14 protein-coding genes are annotated in these 24,132 nt (G+C 69.2%); 9 read left to right on the forward strand and 5 right to left on the reverse strand.

The window, feature by feature from the left end:
- Positions 1 to 67 precede the first annotated feature (67 nt).
- From O7601_RS09580 to O7601_RS09590, 3 genes are read left to right on the forward strand one after another with little or no spacing between them, the layout of a single operon-like run.
- A complete protein-coding gene (locus O7601_RS09580) occupies positions 68 to 1,186 on the forward strand; it encodes a hypothetical protein (RefSeq protein WP_281565835.1) in 1,119 nt (372 codons plus the stop codon).
- Positions 1,183 to 4,518 carry a hypothetical protein gene (locus O7601_RS09585; protein WP_281565836.1) on the forward strand — a complete coding sequence of 1,112 codons (3,336 nt, stop codon included), beginning with the start codon at positions 1,183 to 1,185 and terminating at the stop codon, positions 4,516 to 4,518. The genes O7601_RS09580 and O7601_RS09585 overlap by 4 nt, the downstream gene beginning before the upstream one ends.
- Positions 4,515 to 7,202: an RNaseH domain-containing protein gene (locus tag O7601_RS09590; RefSeq protein WP_281565837.1), complete on the forward strand. Its 2,688-nt coding sequence runs from the start codon at positions 4,515 to 4,517 to the stop codon at positions 7,200 to 7,202. The genes O7601_RS09585 and O7601_RS09590 overlap by 4 nt, the downstream gene beginning before the upstream one ends.
- A gap of 316 nt (positions 7,203 to 7,518) precedes the next feature.
- Here O7601_RS09590 and O7601_RS09595 read toward each other — a convergent pair whose 3' ends face one another.
- Complete coding sequence (locus tag O7601_RS09595) at positions 7,519 to 8,628, reverse strand: ImmA/IrrE family metallo-endopeptidase (RefSeq protein WP_281565838.1); 1,110 nt, start codon at positions 8,626 to 8,628, stop codon at positions 7,519 to 7,521.
- The gene (locus tag O7601_RS09600) at positions 8,625 to 9,320 is read right to left on the reverse strand and encodes a hypothetical protein (RefSeq protein WP_281565839.1); all 696 of its coding nucleotides are present in this window, start codon (positions 9,318 to 9,320) and stop codon (positions 8,625 to 8,627) included. The genes O7601_RS09595 and O7601_RS09600 overlap by 4 nt, the downstream gene beginning before the upstream one ends.
- A 331-nt stretch (positions 9,321 to 9,651) precedes the next feature.
- Between O7601_RS09600 and O7601_RS09605 the strand changes: the two genes are divergently transcribed.
- Genes O7601_RS09605 through O7601_RS09625 form a run of 5 tightly spaced genes read left to right on the forward strand, consistent with a single transcriptional unit; the run spans position 9,652 to position 19,598 of the window.
- A complete protein-coding gene (locus O7601_RS09605; RefSeq protein WP_281565840.1) occupies positions 9,652 to 10,803 on the forward strand; it encodes a DNA cytosine methyltransferase in 1,152 nt (383 codons plus the stop codon).
- On the forward strand, positions 10,803 to 12,677 hold the full coding sequence (locus tag O7601_RS09610; RefSeq protein ID WP_281565841.1) for an ATP-binding protein: 1,875 nt from the start codon (positions 10,803 to 10,805) through the stop codon (positions 12,675 to 12,677). Before O7601_RS09605 ends, O7601_RS09610 begins: the two co-directional genes overlap by 1 nt.
- A complete protein-coding gene (locus tag O7601_RS09615; protein ID WP_281565842.1) occupies positions 12,677 to 14,215 on the forward strand; it encodes a hypothetical protein in 1,539 nt (512 codons plus the stop codon). The genes O7601_RS09610 and O7601_RS09615 overlap by 1 nt, the downstream gene beginning before the upstream one ends.
- Entirely contained in the window at positions 14,212 to 19,092 is a 4,881-nt protein-coding gene (locus O7601_RS09620; protein ID WP_281565843.1) for a helicase HerA-like domain-containing protein, read from the forward strand. Before O7601_RS09615 ends, O7601_RS09620 begins: the two co-directional genes overlap by 4 nt.
- A 2-nt stretch (positions 19,093 to 19,094) precedes the next feature.
- Positions 19,095 to 19,598 carry a very short patch repair endonuclease gene (locus O7601_RS09625; protein ID WP_281565844.1) on the forward strand — a complete coding sequence of 168 codons (504 nt, stop codon included), beginning with the start codon at positions 19,095 to 19,097 and terminating at the stop codon, positions 19,596 to 19,598.
- Between the two features lie 228 nt (positions 19,599 to 19,826).
- Here the strand turns inward: O7601_RS09625 and O7601_RS09630 are convergent, their stop codons facing one another.
- The 3 genes from O7601_RS09630 to O7601_RS09640 form a co-directional block, all read right to left on the reverse strand.
- Entirely contained in the window at positions 19,827 to 20,099 is a 273-nt protein-coding gene (locus O7601_RS09630; protein ID WP_281565845.1) for a hypothetical protein, read from the reverse strand.
- A gap of 278 nt (positions 20,100 to 20,377) precedes the next feature.
- Positions 20,378 to 21,313, reverse strand: a complete 936-nt coding sequence (locus O7601_RS09635) for a replication-relaxation family protein (protein ID WP_281565846.1) — start codon at positions 21,311 to 21,313, stop codon at positions 20,378 to 20,380.
- 612 nt (positions 21,314 to 21,925) lie between these two features.
- Positions 21,926 to 22,894, reverse strand: coding sequence for a replication-relaxation family protein (locus tag O7601_RS09640; RefSeq protein ID WP_281565847.1), 969 nt, complete (start codon positions 22,892 to 22,894; stop codon positions 21,926 to 21,928).
- A gap of 335 nt (positions 22,895 to 23,229) precedes the next feature.
- On the opposite strand from O7601_RS09640, the gene O7601_RS09645 reads away from it, so the two are divergent.
- Positions 23,230 to 24,069 (forward strand): IS5 family transposase, encoded by an 840-nt coding sequence (locus O7601_RS09645; protein WP_281562259.1) that lies wholly within the window; start codon positions 23,230 to 23,232, stop codon positions 24,067 to 24,069.
- Positions 24,070 to 24,132: the final 63 nt, after the last annotated feature.

Consider the following 24,132-nt stretch of genomic DNA (forward strand, 5'->3'; position numbering starts at 1 on the left):
TCAGGCGCCAATCGTTGGCGGGCATCTCGGACGAGTTCGGACTCCGGATGACGACTACCTGACGGTGATGATGTTGTCCGCCGGACTGGCCGGCATCGTTCAGCGGAGGAGACAGGCGGCGGGCGGGTCGGCGAAGGAGGTGGGGTTGCTGCCGGCCCCGTGGCGGGTGGGCTTCTCGCGTCTGTGGTGGCGTTTCGCCGACCAGGGTCTGCAGCCGCTCGACAGCGACCTCGTCCTGTTGGAACTCTGTGCGCAGCCGTTGGCGACGTGGCCTGTGCAGCTCGACCTGTCGATCACCGACCTACAGAACAGTCTGCTGGCCGACGGTGACCTGACCGAGTTCGCGGTGCAGGGCTCTCGGCTCGCGCGGCACGACGTGGAGGCCGAGTGGACTGAGAACCAGGTGCACCTGGCACTGCGGGAAGCCGCGGCCGCGAACGGCTCCTCGGACGAGGAGATCGCGGGGGCGTACGCGGTGCTGCGGCGTTACCTCATCGACCACGCGGTCGTCGCCGACCGTGAGGTCCGCGGCCTTGAGCGGCGCTTTCCGGCGACGGACAACAGCGGGCAGACGCATGTCCACCGGCTGATCAGCCTCGCCTACCACTCGAGGCCCGCCCGGGAGCCGCAGGACTACCTGCTGTGCCCTTCGTGCCGCAACGTGCTGGCCGATCCATCGGCGTGCTGCGCGACCGCGGGTTGTCCCGGGGGGTCACCGGAGACGTGGACGGCCGTTCCAATGGCGGTGGTCTACGAGCAGCACCGGGCGACCCGCAAGTACATCCACGACCCGGGCCTAGTGGAGGCGCGGATCATCGACGCGCTGTCGGTCGACGCGCTGGCGCCGGTGATCAGGGTTACGCCGTACCCGGGAGTCGACGCGCTGGACGTGTTGATCGAGTTCCTGCGCCCAGGCGCGAGTGGCGTGCCGGAGGTTGCCGAGACCTGGGGCGTGGACGCGAAGGACCAGGTCAGCGCGCGGCTGTTGGGCCGGGGCTTCACCTGGCCGCAGGCACCGGCGTGCGACCGGCGGTACCTGGCGCTTCCCGCTCACCGGGCGGTGCAGCCGGGATACATCAGCGACCTGGAGGCCGAGCTCGACGGGCGGATCGCGGGCGTGCGCGTGATCGACGAGAACCAGCTGGTGGCTCGGGTCAAGGAGCGGGTGAAGGAGTTGGCCGCGTGAGAGAGACGTCGTCGTGGCGCGACAGCTTGATGAAGCAGATGCGCCGGGAGCAGTTCCCGGAAGCGGTGATGGCTCGGGACGCGTTCTGCCGAGTCGAGCTGGGGCTGCACTTCCTGACGAAGCACTTCCCGGGCGAGCCGGTGGGGGCGCTGCAGCCACTGCTGTCCGGGTACGTCGACCTGCCGCCCGAGCTCGTGGCGGCGTGCCGGCGGGCGCGGCACCGTATGGGTGACGTTGCCCGGCGCGGCTACTGGCGCAGGCTGCTCAACCACTACCTGCGGGTGCCGCAGGAATGGCGGCGCTTCGCCCGCACGGACGCCGCGGACGGGCAGGTCAACGACAACACGGTGTTCACCGTCGCGGGCTCGGCGCTGTGCCAGGACCGTGTGGCGACGTACGACGCGGCGCTGACTGACCCGCTGCAGTACAGGCTGACCCCGTCGCGACCGCCGGCGCCGGCCGGGCGGCGGTACGAGTTCCGCGTCGGAGACGGTGTAGAGGTGGTGCACCTGCCGTCGACGCTGCCGCCGGCCCCGCCCGTCGCGCGGCTTCCCCTCGTGCCCCGCCGCTCCCGGGAACCCTGGACGGTGTCGTTCGAGAAGGAACTGCTGGAGACGGCGAAGGAGATCGACCGCAGGCTCGTCGGCAAGCCCCACATCACGAACCGGAACTGGCACAAGCGCCTGACGGAGAACATGCGCTTCAGCTCCGTCGACCGCAACGGCCCCGGCCTGCTCGACAGACCCGAGACGTTCGTCCTCGACGGCGTGTCCCACATCGTCGGGCTCATGAACTCCGGTAAGACCACCCTCACCGACGTGTTGACGGTCAACCGGGTGCTGAAGCACGGCAACCGGGTCGGCATGGTCCTGGGCTCGGTCGGTGACGTCTACGCCAAGGTGTCGTTCCTCCGGTCGATCGGCATCGACGCCGTGCCCCTGATAGGACACAGCAACCGAGCCGAGCACGCCGCACGGTACTGGCGCTCCGCGATCGAGGAATCTCCCGTCCTCGTGCCCGACGACGACAACCCCGCCGACCCGGCTGCCGCCTACGCCAACGCCTCCTGCCTGCTGGAACCCTTCCGGCGCTCGGCCAACCCCGACTGGAAGCCGCTGGAGCCGAACGAGTTCCCGTGCCACGGCAAGCTCCGCGACGCCGAGTCAGACGAGCCGACCACCTACGACTGCCCGCTGCTGTCGATCTGCCCGGCGCAGAAGGCTCACCGCGAGATCGCCAACGCGCAGGTCTGGGTCACCACCGCGCAGTGCCTCATCGCCAGCCGCGCGGAACCCGCTGACGCGTCCATGCGCTGGTTCGAAGCATTCCAGCCGCACACCGACCTGCTCGTCATCGACGAGGCGGACGCGGTCCAGCAGGTGCTGGACTCCCGGTTCGTGCAGACCGAGCCCTTGGTGGCCGCGGGCAAGGGCTGGACGCACCGGATGGTCCAGCACACTAACGCCGCCCTGGACAACCAGAGCATGGCCCCGGCCGCCGACGACGAGGTCGACCGCTGGCACACGCAGCTGCAGATCCACCAGAACGCGGTCTTCGTCCTGAACCGGCTGGCCCTCTCGCCATCCGGACAGCGGCTGAAGGAGCTGCTCGGCGACGCGCCGTTCACGGCGCACTCGCTGTTGCGCCGCGTCGCCCGCACCCTGTTCGGCCTGCCCTCGCGCGGTGACGGGAACAAGCGCGTCGAGGACCTCGCCGACGACTTCTACCGCCACGAGCTGCAGGAATTCGCGGAGAGCCCGCTGAGCGAGCAGCCGCACAGCCTCGACGACGTCGTCGCCCAAGTGACCCGCCAGCCACGGACGGACGCCGCGGTGGCACTGGCCATCGACGACTGGCTCGACCGGTGGCTGAAACCGAACATCGACGCAGGACACGTGCGCCGCGAATGGTTCGACCAGCGTCGCGGCCTGCTGCGCTTGGTCGTCGAGGCAGCCATCTGCGCCGGCCGCATCACCATGACGTTCTTCACAATGACGACGATGTACCCGTCGGTGCGGGAACACCTGCAACTACCCGACGAGGAAACCTTCTGGGCCGACCAGCCGCCACGCGACTACCGGCCGCTCGTCCCCGAGGCCCCGATGGGCAACATCCTCGCCCTGCGGTGGGCCGACAGCCGCAACGGCGGCGCTTCGCTGCAACTGCTGTGGGTCCACGGAGTTGGCCGATGGCTACTGCACCACGCGCACGACCTCCTCGCCTGCGAGGGCGTGCAGGGCCCCCACGTCGTTCTGACCTCCGCCACCAGCTGGGCACCCGGCTCGTCGTTCTACCACATCCCCATCGAGCCCACCGCCGTGCTGCGCCCACCCCCCGAGGACGAGACCGCCCTGCGAAAGTCACACATGGCAGTCAAGGCCCAGAGGAACGGCGCCGACCCGATCTTCGTATCCGGCAAGACCGGCAGCCGCCGTCACGACGCCCTGCGGCTGCTGGTCACCGCGCTGTGCCAGCCCGTCGACGGCCGCCCCCGCAGCCTCGTCGACGAGCTGCGGACGAAGCTGCCCGCAGACCGGCGCAAGATCCTGTTCGTAGTTCTCTCTGGCGACGAGGCACGCACCGTCGGCGACCACATCAACGCCCGAGTGCCCCAGCTCAGCGCGCGGATCGTCGTACCCGACGCCGCCGACCCCTGCGCCGGCGGCATCCAACGCCGTCTCGTCGGGCGCTTCGGCACCGGCGAGGAAGACATCCTCGTTGCCGCCGAGATGTCGATCCAGCGCGGCTACAACATCCTCAACGCCAACGACACCGCCGCCCTCGGCGCCGTCATCTACCTGACCCGCTCCCACCCGCCGCCCTTCGACCTGGCCTTCCCCCTTTCACTGGTGAGCCAACTGGCCATGGACCACCTCCAACGGCCGCCGGCCGCCGCCCCCGGCGAAGTCGGCAGCCTCGTGAAGCAGCTCCGCTCCACCGCCCGCAAGGTCTGGTTCGACGCCATCGGCCGCCCCATCCAGTTCCGCGCCCTCGCCCCCCAGGACCGGCGCGTCTTCGTCGCCAACAACCTCGTCCCCATGAGCCAGACCATCGGACGCAGCATCCGGGGCAACCAGCCGACCACCGTGCTGCTGTGCGACGCGGCCTTCGCCGAACGACTCGCCGACCCCGAGGAGCAAACCGCGGACACGGCGCGTACCAGCATCGTCGTGGCCACCGACCAGTACCTTGGACAACTGCTGGCCACGCCCGCCGACGGCGCAAGCCAGCAACGCCTGCGAGAGCACGCCGTCAACACCGCCGTGTGGGGCCTGATGGGCCACCTGGTCCGCACCAACGAGCCCCTGGGATCGAGGAGGACCCCCCGGTGACCGACACCGAGACCAGCGAGAACACGGCCAAACCACCCCGCAGGACCACCGGCGACCACCTGCGCCTGCTCGCGTTCGACATCGAGCCAGGCACCCGCTGGGACGTCGAGTGCGACGTCGCGGCGATGCCCGCCACATGGTTCACCGAACTCGACAAGCAATGGCGCACCCGGCCGTTCGGCCGCCCCGGGAACTCGCTGCCCACCAGCAGCCTCAAAGAGCTCCTCTGCGGCATCGACCCGGCGATCATGTACGTCAACTGGGACCTGAGGTCGGACGACTTCATCGTCGCGTTCCCCGGCATCGACACGTACGTGGTCACCGACGCGATCGCCAGCTGGGCCACCACCGAGATCACCGACCAGGTCGACTGGTACCAGATGCTCAAACCAGCCGACCTCGTCTTCGACCGCCGCTCCTTCAATCTCCTCGAATACACCGTCCGCGCCAACGGCACCGCCGCGGTGGCCCCGCACGTCTACCAGATGCTGCCCTCGTTCCTCGCCAAAGAGGTCGTCGACAAGAAACTCGACCTGCTCGGCAAGGCCCGGCGCGACTTCATCCTCGGGCCACCCAGAAGCGACGGCCGGCGCAGCGCCGTCCTCTGGCCGCCCCAGCGGACCGACGACGACCGAGCCGGCGCCGGACTCGTCACCGCCAAGATCGACTTTCACGTGGAGACGGCACCCAACTTCTCCGTACCGCGCATCCACGCCGACGTCAGCATCAGCCGCTTCCCCCTCATGCCTGTGGCCTACGTGCCGTCCCGAGGCAAAGGCCCCACCTCAGCCACCATCTGGCTCCACGGACCCCAGGGCTTCCTCGGCCGCGACGACGAACCCCACACCCTGCTGTCCGCGCCGGCACGCCAGATGCGGATCCCCGGCGGCGGCTGGCAGTGGCAGTGGAGCCCCGGCCTGGCCCGCGCCCTCGCGAAGCTCACCCAGCTGTCGTTCCCCGACCCGCACAAGACCCTCGCCGATCCGGCGGCAGCCGCCGACTTGCTCGACGAACGGGCGATCCGCGCCTACGTGCTGTACAGCGAAGGCACCAAGAGTCAAACGGCGGACGCCGACGCGGCACCCAGCGTGGACGCCGACGGCAAGGAAACCAGACGAGCCAAGACACTTGTTCACGCCGCCAACACCGGCCTCGTGCCAGGAGACCACGTCGACGTCCACGACAGGCTGCGTGACCTCCTCGCCACCCGCGGGATCCGGCCGCTGCCCGACCTCGAGCGTGTCGGCTCACGCGCCACCCGCAAGATCAAATCCGCGTTCGACCCGAACACCATGTACACCATCGAACTGTGGACGCAGAGCGACATCACTCGCGAGGCCGTACTTGCGACCCTGGAGCATCACTTCGGCCTCGCACGCGAGTCTGACCCGGCCGACAACAGCGTGGTCCGCTTTCACGGCGACCTCAACATCACCGTCCGCCTGCGCAACGGTGCCGAGGTCGGCGTCGGCGTCCAACCCGACCCGGACAAGAAGAAGACCGACGACGCCATGCTCCAGCTGCACACCAACCGGCTTGCAAGGGAGGTCCTCGGCGGGAGCACCGACCGCCTGGGGGCCATCGTCGAACTGCAGGACGCTGCCTTCTTCAAACGAGGCAGGCTCATCGACCCGAAACCCGGCCTGAAGAAGGCCTTCGCCCGCACCAACCGGCGCCTGCAGTGCCTGCGACCAGCCCAGCTGTTCACCGAGCCGAAGACCTGGCCCGAGAACGCCAAACGGAAGAAGCCCGAGCCCTACCCCGGCACCCGGTTCGGGGCCGGCACCATCCTGCGGGTGGCGTCCGCCATCAACGACTGTCTTCGCCAGCTCGGCCGTTTCGGTTCCTACCAGATGCCCGTCGGACTGCCCGACATCGAGCAGGTCGGGATCTGGCTACACCATGACGGTCCCACCTGCATCCCGATCGTCATCCGCCAACAACCAGACGGCACCGCAACCGCCTACCTCACCGGCGCAGACGGCAGCCCCTCTCACCCGGTCCCCTACGCCGACCTACCCGCCCTCCTCGCCGACGGCAAAGGACGGATCGGCCCCAGCCGACAACAAAAGCAGATCCTCGCCGGCTTCCTCGTCAACGTCTTGGGCATCGGCGGCACCGCCGACTCGGCAACCCGCTACCGCATCGTCATGGTCAGAGCTGCCGGATTCCGGAACTGGGGCTGGGACTGGATGCAGGACAAGCACCTTCGTCCCGACCAGGTCATCCTGCCCGGCGTCGGCATCGAAGACGACGCCGACCTCCCCGAAAGCATCGGACCGGACAAGACACCGGGCCTGCGCATCGTCCGCGTCCGAGACCGTTCCAGCACCATGGAAGTCCCCCGCGGCTTCGCCCACGACCTCGACAAGCACCACCCCAGGGTCAGCGGGCTGTTCCGCGCCAGCGATCGCGTCTACTACTCCGTCAACCCCAAGTCCGATCAGATGCAAACCCCGCACGGCCGCACCAAGCTCGACCCCGACATCCACACCAACTTCTCCGTGCAGGCGTCGAACCCAGTGCCCCTGGAGATCTGCGTCGCCCACCAACAGCCCGACGACGATCCGGCAGCACTCGCCACCCTGGTATCGCTGCTACGCCGAGCCCACGCACACACCGACCAAGCCACCAAGTACCCGGGCGTCCTACACCTCTGCTCGCTGGCCGACGAGTATCTTTGAGGCCGTCCGGAGCATGGACGGATCTTGGGCAGCTACAGCTTGACAGGTGGGGCCCGCCTTACGAGGCATCAAGGTTGCCAGGCGCCCAGCGCATGCTCGGAGATCGCCTATCGGTAACCACTCATTCCACCATCGTTCGGCGGCTCCTACGATGTGGGCGAAAAAGATTGGCCGCGATCTCGGACAGATCGCGCGACGAGCTTGGGGCGCGGGGGTGAGGCCCCCCCCCGCCACGGTTACCGACGGCCGGTGGCACCAGCCAAATCCCGGATTCCAGGGCTTGAGGTTCCGCAGCCGTTCAGAGTAGCGATGCGCCCTAAGTATCGACCGTGACGCGTGGAGTAACCTCTGAGCCTGCAGACAGAACGACGCGGAGCAGATCGGCCGACATGCCGGCCTGCTGTGCGACGGATCCGAAGCTGTGGTGGTGGTCGGCGAGAAGCCCTGCTGCTTTGCCGAGCAAGGAGGGCTGTTCGCGGGGGCCTAGATCCCCCGGCTCCGGGTAGCCCCACTCGGTGAGCATGTTCATGGCTCGCCGGTATGTGTAGTCCTTGTAGATGCCCATGGCGTGGCCCCGGTAGACAAGTGCTTTGAGCGACAGGCCCCATCGGCGCTTGACATGCTGCAGCTGATCGAAGTCGAGCCGGGCGGGCAGCTCGTCGCGGAGCAGGCTGCTCGGTGCGAGGAATTGCGAGCCGAAGGCCGTGGCCTCCCGCTCGAGAATTTGGCTGCCGGGTTCGGCGTCGTGGTGCAGCAGCAGGTGAGCCAGTTCATGGGCCGCGTCCATCCGAGAGCGTGCCTTATCGTTCTTACTGGGGCTGATGAACACGAAAGGCCTGGACCCGTACCAGTGGGAGAAAGCATCTACCCGCTCGGAGACGTCCGGCAGGGTGAGCACGACGACGCCTGCGGCCTCGATTAGGCGGACCATGTGGGGTACGGGCCCGTCACCCAGGCCGAACGCATGGCGTGCGGCAAGCGCTGCCGTCTCGAGGTCGCGACTGCAGGTGTCCTCCGGCAATTCGAGCGACGGCAGGCGCAGTGTCGGCAGCTCCAGGTGCTGTTCGATGACTTCGACGACGCGCCATGCGATTTCGCCGAAGGCGAGGGCTTGGTCCCGTTCGGCTTGTGTGGTCGTGCGTAGGCTGCGGAAGTGCGGGTGCCCTGCCGTGGCGGGAGCGGGGATGCCTGTGGCGAAGAACTGGACCGGCACGGCGAGCGCGAGCGCGAGGCGGGCCAGCGTCGCGGGCGACGGCCGTGCCTGTCCCAGCTCGTACTGACTCACCGCGGTGGCGGTTACACCGATCTGCTGGGCCAGCTCCCTTTTGCGGAGGCGTCGCCACCGTCGAGCAAGTGTCAGAGCGTGCGGCTGGAACGCTGCTACTGCCAGCGCTGGTGCTTCGGCCCGCCCGCGGGCGGTCGTCACGCGAGCGCTGACAGCGGCACGCCCTCACCGCAACGCGGGCGGACGTGCACGTCGAGCTCTGGTATCGGCACCTCGCCGGGAAGCCGCACGCCGACACCTGCAAGGCTGCCGGAAGCCAGCGGCAGCACAGCTTGGGTCGGCTGGCCGAACCAGAGTTGCACCTGGAACCAGGGCGACCCGCCGTCGCGGTTGTCACGCGGCAGACCGAGGTACGCCACCACCTCGCCGGTGCCGATGTCGCCGGCGTGAGCGATACGCACGTGGCGCCTGCGGGGGACTATCCCAGGGAACGCCTCAGGGAACTGCTCGTCGTCATCCAGGGCGAGCTGCCCGCCCTGGCTGTTCTCCACGGCCCCGCCGAGCCGCGCTTCGCTGCCCTCCCAGCGGATTGTCTCCACACTCGAGCTAGTGCCGCCATGCAGCGAGTACAGCCGCACGATGTAGCCCCTACAAAGAATCTCCAGCGAGTTGTCCTCGATCCGCGCGTCCACGCCGGGCAGCCCGGCGAACTGCGCAGCCCCCAGGTTTGCCAGGTTGCGCCAGACCGTGGTTCCGAAGCTCATCGCATCGTCGCCCAGTTCCGGCTCGTGTCGGTCGGCTGCCCGCCGGTACACCTGCCGGACCAGGTCTGCGAGGGGTGTGAGGACGCCACCTTGGTCGAGGGTCGCGACGGCTTCGCCCAGATGATCCACGCGCGAAAACATACCAGCTTCACCTGTTGATGTTGAAGAATTCAAGTGCAGGCACGCCGAGTCCGTCGTCGGAGTTCAAGCTGCACGCAATCTGGGGTGCTTGTCGTTCGTGTCTTCGGACGCTGGACTCCGGCCGGCGAACACTCCGATCACATCGGCCGCCGGCTCTCAGCGCGGTGCGCGGGTCGCCCTGTCACTTGTCGGTGCCTGCCGATATCGTGCACCCCATGCTCAGGACCACCCCGCGACGCGCGGTAGCGCGGCGCGAAGTAGATCATCTTATTATGGCTGCTCGTCGCGCAGGTTTCCGAGTGCCGGGGGGCGGGTCCTGATGGCGTTCCCGACAGGCCGCTACGCGGCAGTTTCGATGTTTTCTGGCTGCGGCGGGATGGACTTGGGGGCAGAGCAGACCAAGCGGGTCGGCGTCGTCTGGGCCAACGACATCGAGCCCTGGGCTGTCGAGACGTACCGGCGCAACATCGGGCGGCACATCGTCGCCCAGGACATCGCCGAGCTCGAGGTTCCGGACGTGCCGTGCGACATCCTGCTCGCGGGCCCGCCGTGCCAGGACTATTCGACGCTGTGGAACCACGACGGGCTGAAGACCGCACGGGGCAACCTGTTCCGGCACGTCGCGCGCTTCCTGGATGCACTGCGACCGGCGGCCTTCGTGCTGGAGAACGTCCCGGGTCTCCTGTCTGCCAACCACGGGGCGGCGTGGACTCTCGTCCGCCACGCGCTGCGGTCGCCGTCCAGCTTCGTCAGCGGCCCGCGGGAGGTCCGCGGAGTTCGCTACGACCTGTCGGCTCAGATCGTCGACATGGCCGATCTCGGCGTGCCGCAGAACCGCGAGCGCCTGATCGTCGTCGGCGTGCGCCGTGACCTGATGGTGCGGCCACCGATGATCCCGGAACCTTTCGCAGGGCGCCACCGCACTGTCGCGGACGCGCTGGACCGAGACCCGATCCCCGACGATGCCCCAAACCACGAGCGGGGCTTGGACGGGCCTGAGGTCGTCAAGCGGCTTGAGCTCATCCCGCCGGGGGCCAACTATGGGGTCATCCCTGCGGACCACCCGTCGTCGGTTAAGGGACTGATCAGCCACGTGTACCGGAGGCTGGATCCGAACAAACCGGCCTACACGATGATCGCCGGCGGCGGTGGCGGCACGCACGGCTACCACCACGTCGAGCCCCGGCGACTGAGCAACCGGGAGAAGGCCAGGCTGCAGGGTTTCCCTGACGACTTCGTATTCGAGTACGGGACAGTGCGCAACCGGGCTTCGGCGTACGCTCGCGTGCGCCGGCAGATCGGCAATGCGGTCCCCCCGCCCGCCGCGAAAGAGATTGTTGGTGCCCTGACGCAGGTGCTGCTCGCCGCTGGCGTGCCGCCGCGGAAGGCAGCAGAGCTAACCGCCGCACGCCGGCACGCCGGCACGACCGCGAAGACTGAGCGCCGAGCCGAGAGGAAGGCAGCCGGCTAGTGACTGCTCCCGAAGACCTGTTGGACGAACTGCCCGCCGTCGCCGCCCTGAGGTCGCTGTCCATCTTCAGCGCTGACCAGGCCGGCGCCTATCGCGAACACTTCCAGTCTCTCAGCGACGCACTCGGCGAGGACGTGCCCACCAGGCTGGCGAGCCACGTCACGGCGTGGGCTGGCAGAGGTGAGCCTGGGGCCATCGTGCTCACGGGCAACGCCGGGACGGGAAAGACCGCAGTGGCCGAGTCCTACTGTCAAAGGGTCGGCGGAGAGCTGCCGGCCAGCGACGAGCCCTGCGAGGTCGCCCCCGGCAGATGGGTAGTTAAAGACCTCTCGGGCCTCTCGGACGACGAGGCGCGCCGGTCCGCGCTCCAGGCGGTTCTCGACGGCGTGGCCGCAGGGTCCGGGCAGTACCTGGTCTGCGCCAACGAGGGCGTGCTCCGGGACGCACTCGACGTCCTCGACCACAGCGACTTCGCCGGTGCACTGGAGGAGGCGCTGCGCAGCGGAGCCGCCCAGGTCGGCGGGCTGGTGGTCGTGAACGTCAACCGACAGCGGCCCACGGCGCTCGGCCTATGGGACGCCCTGCTGGACTTTCTGACCAGGGAAGAGCTGTGGACCGGCTGCACGGGGTGCCCCTTCAAGCTGGGCGGCTGTCCGATGCGCAGCAACGCCGAGGCGCTCAGGAACCCCGATGTGCGCCGCCAGCTGCGGACCCTCGTGCGGCTAGGCGCGGGCGAAGCGGTCCCGACGATCCGCGAAGTCCTTTCGGTCCTGTCATGGGCGGTCGTCGGCGAACACGGGTGCCGGAAGGTCAAGGCAGCCACGCGCGACCTCGACAGATCTGCGTTCACTGCCACCAGCGGCTACTTCACCAGGGTCGTAGGCGGCGGGCTGCAGCCCGACGCCATCGAGCGGTCGCCGCTCATGGCGGGGATGCGAACCGCCCTGCTGGGCCACGTCAGCGACCTTGAGATCGACGGCTGGCTCAGGGACACGACAGGTGCGCCTGACGAGGTGCGGCTACTCGCGGGCGACCCTGCGGTCGCCGAAGACGGCGCAGACGGGAGCCTGGCGCTTGCCGGAAGCCAGTCTCCGCTGGACCGGGTCCGCACCAAGCAGGGCACGATGACGTTCCAGCACCTGGGCGAGATTGTGAGCACCAGCGAAGACCCGACGAAGGTCGACGACGGGCTGGATGCCCTGGTCGCGGGCGACGGCGACAGCAACGCCCCCGCCCAGGTCCTGTGGCGTCAGCGCCTGTACTTCGAGGCCAGCGCGGCACTCGGCGGCCCGGACGTCGCATCGCGGCGACTGCTGGGCTACCGGTACGTTGCCGACCTCGTGGAGTTGGCGGAGAAGGCCGCCGGCGGCGAGGACGTGGTCATCGAGGTCGCCGGCCTGGTGAGGGGCCTGAACTTCCTCGTCACCGGCTTCTCCAGCCCGACCGAGGGACTGGTCGTGCCGGACCCGGCCTGCTTGTTCGCCCGAGACCCGGGGTCCTTCCGGCCCGCCAGACCATCCCTGGTGTACGGGCTCGTGCCGCTGGACCGGCTCGCCGTGCGTGTGCCCGACCGCGGCCTCGTGGAACAGCTGCTCGACGTGGACCACGTGGACGTGGAACTGGCCGTGGACGGCCGCGCCGAACTGTCGCTGCGCATCCGCCCGCGGATGTATGAGGCCATCCGGGAGGCTGCGGACTTCCAGGGGCCGGTCGGCCAGGGCGTAGCCGAGATGAACGACCTGCGCGGCTTCTACAGCCGGCTCGCATCGGCCGAGGCTGCTGGCGACGGCATCCGGGTGGCAGACCCCGACTCGAACCCGCCGGCTCTCGTCAAGGTCAACCTGCCGCACTTCGCGACTTCTCGGAGGGTGTAGTGGCTCCCAAACGGCGTCTGGCTCCCGGCCAGGTCGCGCAGGTCCTGTTCGGCTTGGACCCAGACCGCGACGAGCGGGCTCCGCAGCTGTGCGCGGAGACGCTGCTCACCCTCGTGCAGAACGGGTACCGAGCTCCCGCAGCCGGCGCGCCGATCCAGAGCCCGAAGCGGCAGCGATTCGCGCTGCGCAGCCTCGCCCTAGCCACCAATTTCCTCGGCGGGCGCGACGGGCGAGCCGGCGAGGACAACATGACGCCGCAGCTTTACGGCGACCTGCTCGCCAAAGGCTCCGAGGTGCGCAACAGCGCCAACCTAACTCTCGCCCAGAACGCCCTGCAGGGCCTCGTCGACCCCGACACGCAGCGGGGCCAGCCCGGGGCGTGGCTGCTGCGGCCCTTCCACGAGTCGCTGCTGTGGTACGACGCACGCAAGGCGAGCCCAAGCCGGGCCGACTGGACCGTGCGGAAGGTGTACATGCGCGGCAGCGGCATCACTCTCGCGCGGCTGCTGCTAGACCCCGGCGACCCGGAGTCCACCGCGCTGGGCGCCCGGGCGGTCGAGGCAATCAAGGAGGCGCTGACCGGCCCGAGTCCACTAGCTGAGATCAGCGAGCGGCTCGAGTCAGCTCTCCCGACGGACGCGACGTACACCAGTCCGCCTGACGTCGAGGAAGACGAGAAGGAGGCGTGGGAACGGGGCAGGGACAAGCTCCTTCAACCGCTCGCCACGAGCATCTGCCGCCACGCCGAGGGGGTGATGCGCCAGGGAAGTGCCAGCGGCCCCGCCAAGCTCTGGCAGCTGCGGACGATCCTCGCCCTTGACCTCGCCGTGCATGCCCTCAGGGTTGCCTGGGAGACGACGTCGACTCCGGAGGAGGACCGGTTCCTCCTCCTCAGCTTCGGCCGGGGGCCCAGGGCGCAAGACCGGGTCAGGCAGCGGTCGGAGGAGTCCTACCGCCGGGCGCGGATTCGCCTGAACGAGGCAACGATCTCGACCCTTGCGCGGCGGATGCGAGAGCTGGTAGGCGAGAAGACTGTTGTCTGGGACGAAGAGTTCGAGAAGCGCAGCCGGTTGGTCGAGAACCGCGCGGACAGTGTCTCCCACCAGCTCACTCAGCTGACGGCGGACAGCCCAGACGAGGAGTTCCTCAGACTGGCGCGCTCGTCGGTGGAGAACGCGAACTACGGCCGTGCAGAGGACGGATTCCGCGTCCTGCTGGAGTCCGTCGGCCTGATCGCCGGCACGCGCTACCGCTACCTGACGGCCACGCCCGACTTGCTGGCTGCCCTGGTGGGAGCGCTGTCAAGCCGGATGCCGATGCCCAGCAACGAATTCTTCGCCGCCATCCGGCAGGAGTGGGGACTCGTGATCAACCAGGAGTCGGCGTCGTCGACCAGCCTGCGAGGCCAAGTCGACGGCGCGGGCCTCGAACGCAACGCGCGCCGGGCTGAGCAGCTCATGAGCGAGGCAGGGCTGGCCTTGAGCCTGTCCGACCGAACCACGGTGGTCGGCGAACGCGCCCAGAGGTGGGGCAAGTGAGCCAGCGACTGGGCGGCGCACTCGCCGAACACATCAAGAATATGAGCGGCGGCTCCAAGTTCGTCCTGGTGGAGGGCGTCCCGTCGAGTCTGGCCTTGGGCATGGTGGCGGCATGGACCGACGAACTCCCACCCCTGGCCGTGGTTTCTGACACTCCCCACCGGTTCGGCACGCACGCGTTGGACGGCTCCGGGACAGGACTGCGCAACCGCTATCGGCAGGGGATCGTGCTGGTCCTGTGCGAAGGCCTGCAGGTGCCCGACCGCAGCGGCCTTAACCTCTTCGAGAACGTCGCCCCCGGAGTCTTGCTGAATTCTCCCGAGGGACTTGTTAGGCTCGCCCGCCAAGAGCCGGCAGCGAGCCTGGACGGGCCGGTGCGGGCGGTGCGGGATGCGATCACGCGGGCCGGCATCGCCCACAAGCCGAGTGCAGCGCAGGTGGCCGCGTACTTCGACCGGGTCGCCGCCGGCGACGACCCCCTGGCCTGTCTCCCGGCCCTCGGAGCTTTCGCCGACACGGCCACCGGCGACCGAGTCGACGCCGACCGCATCGGCGACAACCTCGCCCTGGCCGCCCGGCGCACGAGCGACGACGTCCTGCGGCCCACCGCTTACGCCGAGATCCGCAGGCGGGCCGAGTCCGTCCTCGGTCGCCGGCCCGGACTGCGGGACGACCCCGCGGGCGCCAAGGTCGCCGCCTCGAGCGTGATGACTCTGCTGCAGTCGGGTAGCGAGCAGCTGCTGCACCGGCTGCAGTTCGACGAGGCGCGCGAGATTCTCGAGCAGCGCACCCAGGACTTAGCTGACACCGCGCTGAGGGCCCTGCGGGACTACCAGCGCACCCACGGGGGAGGACAGGTCGCCGACCTACCGTGGCCCCAGTACCAGTCCCGAGCGGAGGATCTCCGCCACGCCGCCCAGCAGCGGGAGGCAGCCCGGGAACTCCTCGACCTCGACGATGCGCAGGCCCGCGGAATCTTCGACAAGACCACCCGGGTCAAGCTGGAGAAGCTGCTGCGCGACAAGGCTGTCAGCGGGAGCAACCCGTCGTGCCCCGAGTATGCGCTGATCAAGGCGGTCCAGCAGCTCGGCGGCCCCCTCAAGCGAATCCAGGTTTTGAACCCGAAGCCCCCCTCGGGCACCGGTCGGGTCAACCGCAGCGGCGCCGTACGCTGCATCACCTTGGGCTGCGCGCGCCTACGGCTGGGCGGACTGATGCACCAACTCGAGAGCAGGGGCGTCGACGTTGACGGGCTTCTCCTGCAGCCCGCCGACAACGACACAGCGGTCGAATCGTTCCACGACGCCGACCTCCCGTCCGGCGAACTCGCGCTGATGCAGCTGCGGCTCCACGGCGCAGACGGCAGCACCGTCCAGGTGGACTGGCGACCCGACCTCGACGACGCCGCTCTGCTCAGAGCTGCCCTGCTCTTCGCCGAGCACCCGACGCTGGCCCTCGCCACGCCACAAGAGCCGACCCTGTCGTCGTTCTGCGGAGACGCCCCGGCGAGCGCTGTGCCAGCCCCGAGCCAGCTCAAGCCGCTCGCGCAGGAACTCTATGACCTCGCCCGCCTGTCACTGAGAGAAGGCCTCACGCCGCAGCACCTGCGACGCTGGGCAGCGAGCTGGAACGCGGTCTGCAACGCCGAAGCAACGCAGGGCGGACCAGCTGCCGCCGAAGCCCTCTCGCTCGCCGGCGCCGTCACCGGCCTGAACCACTCGGTGGCCCTCACCGGCTTCGCGCCCATGAAGGCCGAGTGGCTCAGCCAGTACCTCGAGGCACTGTGGTCGCTGCTGCAGGAAGCACCTGACGCCTCCGGCGACAAGCCGGTAACCGCCACGGCCGCGAGCATCGCCCGCACCACCGCCTCCCACCACCCTGCCCACATCCGCGTCCGCCTGCGGGACAGAGCGCTGCTGCCCACCTCCGAGGGGCGCCTCTGGAGCCTCTACGGAGGCGCGGACACGCGCGACGAGAGCGGCTACGCCGGCGCGGCCCTGACCTCTGTCATCGTGCGCCTGCTGACTCTGCAGCCCGAGGCAGCGGGGCACCTGCGGTGCCTGGCATACGGCCCCGGCGCGGCGGACCTGCTCGTCTCGCAGGCGGTCAAGCTGATCGGCCGCCGTACCGGCCGAGGCACCATCGCCAAGATCGAGGTGTTCTGCGTCGGGCAGGAGGCGAGCGACAAGCCGCACTGGCGGACGCTGGCCCGCGCCGACGAGGAGCTGCGCGACAGCCGGGACGTCCTCGAACTGCGCTACCTCGACAGCCTCGACCGCGCCCGCGAGGTCCTGCAGCAACCCGGCTCGGGAAGCCCGGCCGTTCACCTTGCCCTGGTGACCGGCATCAGCGACGGCGGCAACCGCCTCCAGATCGAGTTCCCTGAGGTGGTGCCGCCACGCCAGGACTCTGAGGTCCTGTTCGCGCCGAGAACCTCCCAGCGGCCCCAGAAGGACCGGCGGATGTTGCTCATGCCGCCGGCGGCGACGAGCGCGGGCATCACTTGGCTAAAGCTGCAGACGGCGGTGGAGGACGCCTGGCCGGCGGACGGCGACAAGATCCCGGTGCCGGAGGTGCGCACCGGGGCCATGGACATCGCCGAGCAGCTCCGACAGGTGCACGAACTTGCGCTGTGGGTAGCGACGCTCGACCGGTACGCGACCCGTGACAGCCTGGAACAGGCCCTCGGCGCCGACCGGATCGCCATCCTCCACCAGGAGCGCCGCCTCGGCGGCGACAGTCCCCTGTCGCTAGTGTTGAGCCAGAAGTCGGGAGGACCTGCGGACCGGGCCATCGGGCGGAGTCTGCGGACGGCAGGAATCGTCTCTGACCGTGACGTGGCGCTCAGCGTGGGTGCCGACCTCCGCCGGGTCGCGAGCCAGGGCTACGGCATCCTTGCGCTCGAGGCCGCCACCAGCGGCACCGGCATCAACGAGCTTGTCGGGCACGTCGTGGCGTTCTCTCTGCTGGCAACGACCACCACCCCTTGGCCGCTGCCGCCCGGGTGCCGCGTCCTGCTCGTCAGCCTCGACGAGTACCGACACTGGTTCCCGAGCCGCCGCGCGGACCTGCTCGCGATCGCGCTCGACCCCGCCGAAGGCGGTGTCCACGTGGCGGCCATCGAGGTGAAAGCCAGGCGCAGCGACGAGACAGATGCGGCAGCCGGTGCCCTGGACCAGCTCAACCAGACCCTCGCCGCCACACAGTGGGCCGCCTACCCCGTGCCGGAGTCGATCCACAGCAGGCTGTGGCTCAACCGCATCGCCGAAGCGGCATACTCAGTGGCCCGCGAATCCCGCTTCCGCCTCGACGCCAGGGAGCTGGCAGCCCTAGAGGAATTCCGGACCGGAACCGGCACCCTCGAGTGGGCCGGCGTAGGGCTGGTGTTCGGCCCCAAGGTCGACGTGTTCGACAGGTACTACCCGCAACAGGTAGCAGGCGACATCGTGCCCGTGGTCCTGCATAGCATCAAACTCACCGAGGCGCTGCTGCAGCGGGCCACCGAAGTGCGCATTACGGACCTGCGGACAGTCGAAGCCGACAGGCCGCCGCTCAAGGGCGGCCGGACCCGCCGCCGCCCGGAAGCAAAGCCGGCCCTCCGCACAGAACAGGCAGCCGACGCCGCCCGCGAGGCGCCAAGCACTCAGGAGCCCCGCCGGGAGGAAACCTCCGCTCCAAGGGTCGCTACCGCCCATGCCGCGACGCCGAAGCAGGAGCCGGAGCCTGCTTCCATGCAGCCAGCCCCGACCGATTCGCAACAGCAGACGGACAGCGCAAGCGCGGTAACGGAGAGAGCGCGGCCTTTCCAAGCCCCTATCCTGGGCTGGGACGCCTCCACTGGCGAGGAAGTGCGCTGGCACCCGGCCGGCCCCGAACAGGGCGTCCTCCAGAACGGCCACGTGGAGGTCTGGGGCAGCTCGGGCATGGGCAAGACCCAGTTCACCATGAGCCTGCTGGCCCAGCTCGCCCACCACAGCGGCAGCAAGTTCGGCATCGCCGACTTCAAGAACGACTACAGCGACGAGACGGACTTCCCGCAGATGGCAGGTGCAAAGTTCCTCGATCTCTGGAACGACGGGGCGCCGTACAACCCCTTGGCGCTCGACGACTTCACCGACCGTGCCGTCAACACCGCCGTCATCGAACTGCGCGACACCGTCGAAGTCGCCACGAAGACGTTCACCCGCATCGGAGTGCGGCAGCGCGCGAAGCTTGAGAAGGCGCTGCGCAGCGCGTACGCGGTCGGGCGCTCCGAAGGCCGCTGGCCCACGCTCAAGCTCTTGGACGACGAACTCGATGCCGACCTGGCCGGGGTCATCGGCGACCTGACCCACAACGAGCTGTTCCGAGACGGCCCCCCACTCGGGGAAGTCATCGACCAGAACGTCGTCTTTGGCCTGAGCCGAATCCCTGGCAACGGCCAGACGACCGTTCTGGCGGCCGGGTTCATCCTCTCCGCGCTGCTCCTCAGAGTGCAGTCCCTGCCGCCCGTGCCGAACTCGGTGCGCTATGTCGTAGTGGTTGACGAGGCCCACCGGGTCGCGGCCTTCAAGGCTGTCGACACCATGATTCGGGAAGGCCGTTCGAAGGGTCTGGGGGTCATCCTCGCCACCCAGCAGCCGGGCGACCTGCCCGACGTCGTGGCGACCAACGCCCAGACGAAGGTGTGCTTCCGCCTGCCGGATGCGACAGTGGCAGCCGTAGCAGCCCGCAAGCTCAACCCGGCGGACTCCCGCCTCGCGGAGCAGATCCGCACTCTAGGCAAGGGAGAGGCGCTGGTCAGCTTCGGCGGAACCCGGCCTCGCCTCCTGCGCATGGCCCAGGCATACCGAGACCGGCAGGAACTCGGGCTGCCCAGCGAGGAAACCACCGGCTGACTATGAAGCAGCAGCGCGGTCGCCCCGCCAGCGCCCGCCGGACACCGAAGAGCGACGCCACCACCGCCTCCTGGGCGAGCAGCCCAGGCGTGCGCGGCCGTATGCAGCGGCAGCAGACCCGCGACACCCAGCCCGAACTCGCGGTACGACGCCTGCTGCATGCTGCTGGACTGCGTTACCGAGTCGACGTCGCGCCTACCAGGGCCCTCCGTCGCCGAGCCGACGTAGTTTTCGGCCCCGCCCGCGTCGCCGTCTTCATCGACGGCTGCTTCTGGCACGGGTGCCCCCAGCACGGAAGCAGAGAGACCAGGGCCAACACCACGTACTGGTCGGACAAGATCGCACGAAACCAGGCCCGCGACGCCTCCACCGACGAGCTGCTGACACGCGACGGATGGCTCGTCATCCGCGTCTGGGAGCACGAGGACCCCGGCGAAGCCGCCGAACGGATTGCCAGAATCGTGCAGCACCGACGCAGCCACGGAGCCGGTGGCGGCAGCCCATGATGCCGCAGCCCCGTCGTAGTTCGGCATTCACGGCAAGGGCCATATGTGCGTGTCGCGAGATGCGTCGCATCGGTCTGGTTGTCAGCGAAGTTGCGGCACCGGGGCCGACATCAGCGCAAGCTGACCCGCGCCTTCGCGCCGACAGCCCCGGTCGTAACGGGGCAGGGGGGCGCTACCCCCGGGGCCTTTGACAAAGCCGGACATCCGCCCGACCGCGTCCCGACCTGCTCACAGCGAGGCGAGCAGAAGCGCAGAGAGGGCACCGGCCACGAGGTACGGCCCGAAGGCCATGCTGTCCTCACCCCGGTGTACTAGGCGGGTGAAGGCGGCGGGCGCGGCGACGAGGTAGGCCAGGACTGCGCCGAGGAGTACTGCATTCCAGCCGAGCGTGCCGAGGGCGGTACCCAGTACCACGGCGAGCCTCAAGTCGCCGACTCCCGTGCCGCTGCCGGCGATAAGGGCGAGCAGCAGGTACCCGTCGCCGAGTGCCGTGCCGGCCACCGCAGCGGTGATGAGCTGCCGAGCGTCGCGGCCAGTGCCGCCTCGGCAGCGAGGATGGCGAGGACTGTAGCTGCCGCGGCGGTGATGACGGGAGGTGCCGCACAGCGATGCGGGCGCTGTCGCCGGACAGCGTGGCTGACAGACTCTGACAGCTTCCGGTCGAGGCGCAGTCCGCTCCGGTCGTTTCGGTGCGCGCCCGTACGACGGGTGACGGTTACCGGCCCGGCGAGCTGGCGGGTAAGGGGTGGGTTGGGCGCCGTGTGTTCCGTTTCCCCTCATTAGGCGGCCCGCTCGTCGGGGGTGGACTGGTGGCGGGTGGGGTATTGGTCGTCGTGGTGGGTGTCGGTGTAGGGCAGGTCGATGAGGCGGTGACGGCCGGTACGGCCGGGTAGCTGCCAGACCTGGTGGGCGGGGCTGGAGGCGAGGGCGGTGCGCAGTTCGGCGGTGGTGGTGGCGATGACCGTCTTCAGGTCGGTGCCGGCGAGGCGGTGGTGCAGGTTCGCCTCGCGTCGTGCTGAGGGTAGGTGCAGCAGTACCGGCCAGGCCCAGGTGCTCATCGTGTACAGCCGCTCGTACTTGATGACTTTGTCGATGAGGACCTGAAGGTTCTCACGGCTGGTGTCGTACTCGAGGAAGAACGGCACGGACCGTCCGTGTTCGGTCCACACCCCGGCGCCGTCCGGGCGGGGGAAGCCGGTCGCTCCGGCGATGATGATGTGCGGGTCGCCGCCTTCGCGGTAGAGGGTGCCGGGTTCGTGGTAGGCGGATGCGGGCTGCCAGCGGACGAGGTCGCTGTCGGGGTGGTTGCGGGCGTGGGCGGCGAGGTCGATGAAGACCTGGTTGCCGCCGAGCAGGTGCGGCAGGTCCGGTCGGTTGGTCAGGGAGTGTTTGCGGTGGCGGGCCTGGTCTCGGCGGCCTCGTGGGAGTCCGCGTTGGGCGTGGACGTGGTCGTAGCCGAGTTGGTCCAGGACGTAGTGGTAGGGGTGGGAGCCTCCGTACGCCCGGTTGGGTCGGAACCGGTCGACCGCGCGCAGGGCGGTGAGGCGGCGTAGGCGGCGCTGGGTGAAGTCCAGGGATGGGAACAGGGCGGCGGCGATCTGGTCGGTGGTGAGCACGCCGTGGTCGTAGAGCCAGCCGAGGAGCCGGTCGTCGCGGGCGGTGATGCTGGCCTGCAGTCGCAGCAGCGGGTCCGCGGTCGGTAGGTGTTTACCCATGGGCACAAGCCCTTGGGGGGAGACCCGAGACTGGAGGGTCTGTCTGGAGCGGTCCCGGACTGCTGACAGCGGGGCTGACCTGGGCTGTGAGCGGTCGTGAGGGGTCGGGTTGGGGGTCAGGATCAAGACGGACGGTAGAACGGAGATCGGCACTGACTGCTGAAGCGCCGGGCACAGCGGGTTCGGCGTGAAGGTGCCGTGAGGGTGGGTGTGAGTCGGGCCGGTGACGCTGGTGAGGTTCGTGGCGCGGGGCGATCATCGTCGTTGCTCCAAGGGTGCAGGTGGGAGGTTGGTGTGCCCCGCGGCCGCAGCGGGCGGCAGTGACCGGAGGTCCGCAGGCGCTGTACGGAAGCCTGGTTGGACATGCCAATCTCCCTGGTCTGGGGCGTGTGGCGAACTTCCGGTGACACGGGCAGCGTCAGTCGCCGCGATCGACGTTGGTCACAGCGGCTGCGACCTGCGGTGTGGGAGCCGCCGGCGTTGCCGTTCGGGTTCGAAGCGAACGGCAACCTCACCAGTCCCCTGACAGTGACCGGGTGGTCGCTTCCGTGGGCCGCCCCAACCTGCTCCTCGGCCGGCCCGCGGGCCGGTCGAGGAGCCGCGGTCGGTTGGTCAGGGGCGCGGCGGGTAGTGGTACGTGCCGTTGGCGACGGATTCGTCGTAGGGGCGCTCGGGGTCGTAGATGGGGTGTGGGGCTCGGGGCCGTACCTCCTTGAAGGTCACGGTGTCGGGCGGCCACTGCTCGGGGGTGTGGGGAAGGTCGGTCAGGGCGAGGCGGTGTGTCTCGCCGATCGGCTGCCAGACCGGGCTGGCCGGGTGGCCGTGCTCGGGGTTGCTGGTGACGACGGTGAGGTGCCGCGTGTTGCGGCGCTCGAGGTAGCGGCGCAGGTCCTGCTCGCGCTGCGGGTCGGCGGCGTGGAACAGCAGGGTCGCCAGGCCGGTTTGTTCGGCTAGGTGCCGGTAGGCGTGGACGCGGTCGGCGAGGTCGGCCGGACGGATCTGGCCCGGGTCGGGCTGGTACCAGAAGGCGTGGCGGTCGCGGTCGTGGATGTACTCGCCATGCCAGGCGGCATGCCGCACCGCGGTGACGTATCGGCAGGTGCGCGGTGACCACCAGGTGCGCAGGTCACTGCCGGGTTCGGTGAGCGCGTGGGTGGCCAGGTCGACGAAGAGGTCGTTGGCCTGCAGCAGGCCGGGCAGCGCCGGATGCTCGCGGAGCCTGTCGCGGGCCCGGTATACCTGCGCCGGTGTGACGTCGCGGTCTTCGTCGAGTGGGGTGAGTTGGGCGCCGATCGGGCCCAGGCACCACGAGGTGTCAGCGGTGGCCGCGGCGCCGGTGTTCCAGAGGCGGTCGATCCAGCCGCGGCGGGCGAGGACCGTCAGACGTCGGGTGGCCGACGCCGTGGTGGTGGCGAAGCCGAGTGCGGTGAGCTGCGCGGTGGTCAGGACGCGGTGCTCGGCGAGCATTTCGACGGCCCACCAGTCGGGCGGGCGCATGCGGCCGCTCTCGGTCAGGAGCAGCTCCGCCGGGATCGGTCGGGTGGACGGGACGGTGAACTGGGAGTGGTAGGTGGTCGTCATGACCAGTACCTCCAAGATGGCGCCATCCCTCGGAGGGGATGGCTGGGGTGATTGACTGCCGTGCACCCGCGTCGGTACGGCACACACGGGCGGATCACGCCACCGCGGCGACTGTGTCGCGGCGGGTGACAGGGCGGCGCCGGCTCGCTGGCTCTGTGCCCGAACGCGCCGCCCGGCCGGTCCGCGCGGCCGGATCGACGGTTGAGGCATGCGGCACGGCGTGAAGCCGAGCGCACCGCGGCTCCGGTGCCTTCACTAAGAGGGTGTTTGAGAAGTTCTCGTGATGGGTGGCGTGTCGCGCCGTCGGTTAGCGGCCGTTGGTCCATAGTGGCTCGATGTCGCGTCAGCGTCGCTACCCCTCGGACCTGACCGACGCCCAATGGGCGCTGGTCGAGCCGCTGCTGCCACCACCGAGAACCGGTGGCCGGCCGGAGAAACATCCACGCCGCGACGTGGTGAACGCGATCCTGTACGTGGTGCGGACCGGCTGCTCGTGGCGGCAACTGCCGGTCGACTTCCCGCCGTGGCAGACGGTGTACTGGTACTTCACCCGCTGGGAGGAAGACGATGTCACCGAGCGGATCCTCGTCGCGCTGCGCCGAAGGGTCCGCGCCGCCCAAGGCCGCGCCGCCGAACCCACGGCAGGCATCATCGACTCCCAGAGCGTCAAAGGCGCCGACACCGTCGGCCGGGACACCCGTGGCTACGACGCGGGCAAGAAGGTCAACGGCCGCAAACGGTTCATCGTCACCGACACCCTGGGTCTGCTCCTAGTCGTGTGCGTGATGGCCGCGAGCGTGCAGGACCGCGACGGAGCGAAGACGACTCTGCTGTCGGCGTACCTGTTCACCCCGGTCCGGTTCGTCTACGCCGACGCCGGCTTCGCCGGAACCCTGGTCGACTGGTGCCAACGCATCCTGCGCACCACCCTGGAAATCGTACGCAAGGCCCCAGGCCAGAAAGGATTCGCCGTAATCGCCCGCCGATGGGTCGTCGAGCGCAGCCTTGCCTGGCTGACCGGCCACCGCAGACTGGCCCGCGACTACGAACGCCACCCCGCCACCTCCGAAGCCATGATCCGCTGGGCCGCCATCAACGGCATGCTCCGCCGCCTCACCCGCGGCCGACCCGCACGCCGTCAACGAGCCTGGACCCTCGACAACCTCAAAGCCTGACCCTTCTCAAACACGCTCTAAGAAACCGCCGTTTGTGTGCTCTGGCGAACGCCTGCCCAACTC

It is taken from the genome of Verrucosispora sp. WMMD573, from assembly GCF_027497175.1.
Lineage (GTDB): Bacteria > Actinomycetota > Actinomycetes > Mycobacteriales > Micromonosporaceae > Micromonospora.

Bases quoted from the DNA above. Each gene is read 5' to 3' on its own strand.
- O7601_RS09580 (WP_281565835.1), top strand. From the start codon at position 68: ATGATGTTGTCCGCCGGACTGGCCGGCATCGTTCAGCGGAGGAGACAG.
- O7601_RS09605 (WP_281565840.1), top strand. From the start codon at position 9,652: ATGGCGTTCCCGACAGGCCGCTACGCGGCAGTTTCGATGTTTTCTGGC.
- O7601_RS09625 (WP_281565844.1), top strand. From the start codon at position 19,095: ATGAAGCAGCAGCGCGGTCGCCCCGCCAGCGCCCGCCGGACACCGAAG.
- O7601_RS09635 (WP_281565846.1), bottom strand. From the start codon at position 21,313: ATGGGTAAACACCTACCGACCGCGGACCCGCTGCTGCGACTGCAGGCC.
- O7601_RS09640 (WP_281565847.1), bottom strand. From the start codon at position 22,894: ATGACGACCACCTACCACTCCCAGTTCACCGTCCCGTCCACCCGACCG.
- O7601_RS09645 (WP_281562259.1), top strand. From the start codon at position 23,230: ATGTCGCGTCAGCGTCGCTACCCCTCGGACCTGACCGACGCCCAATGG.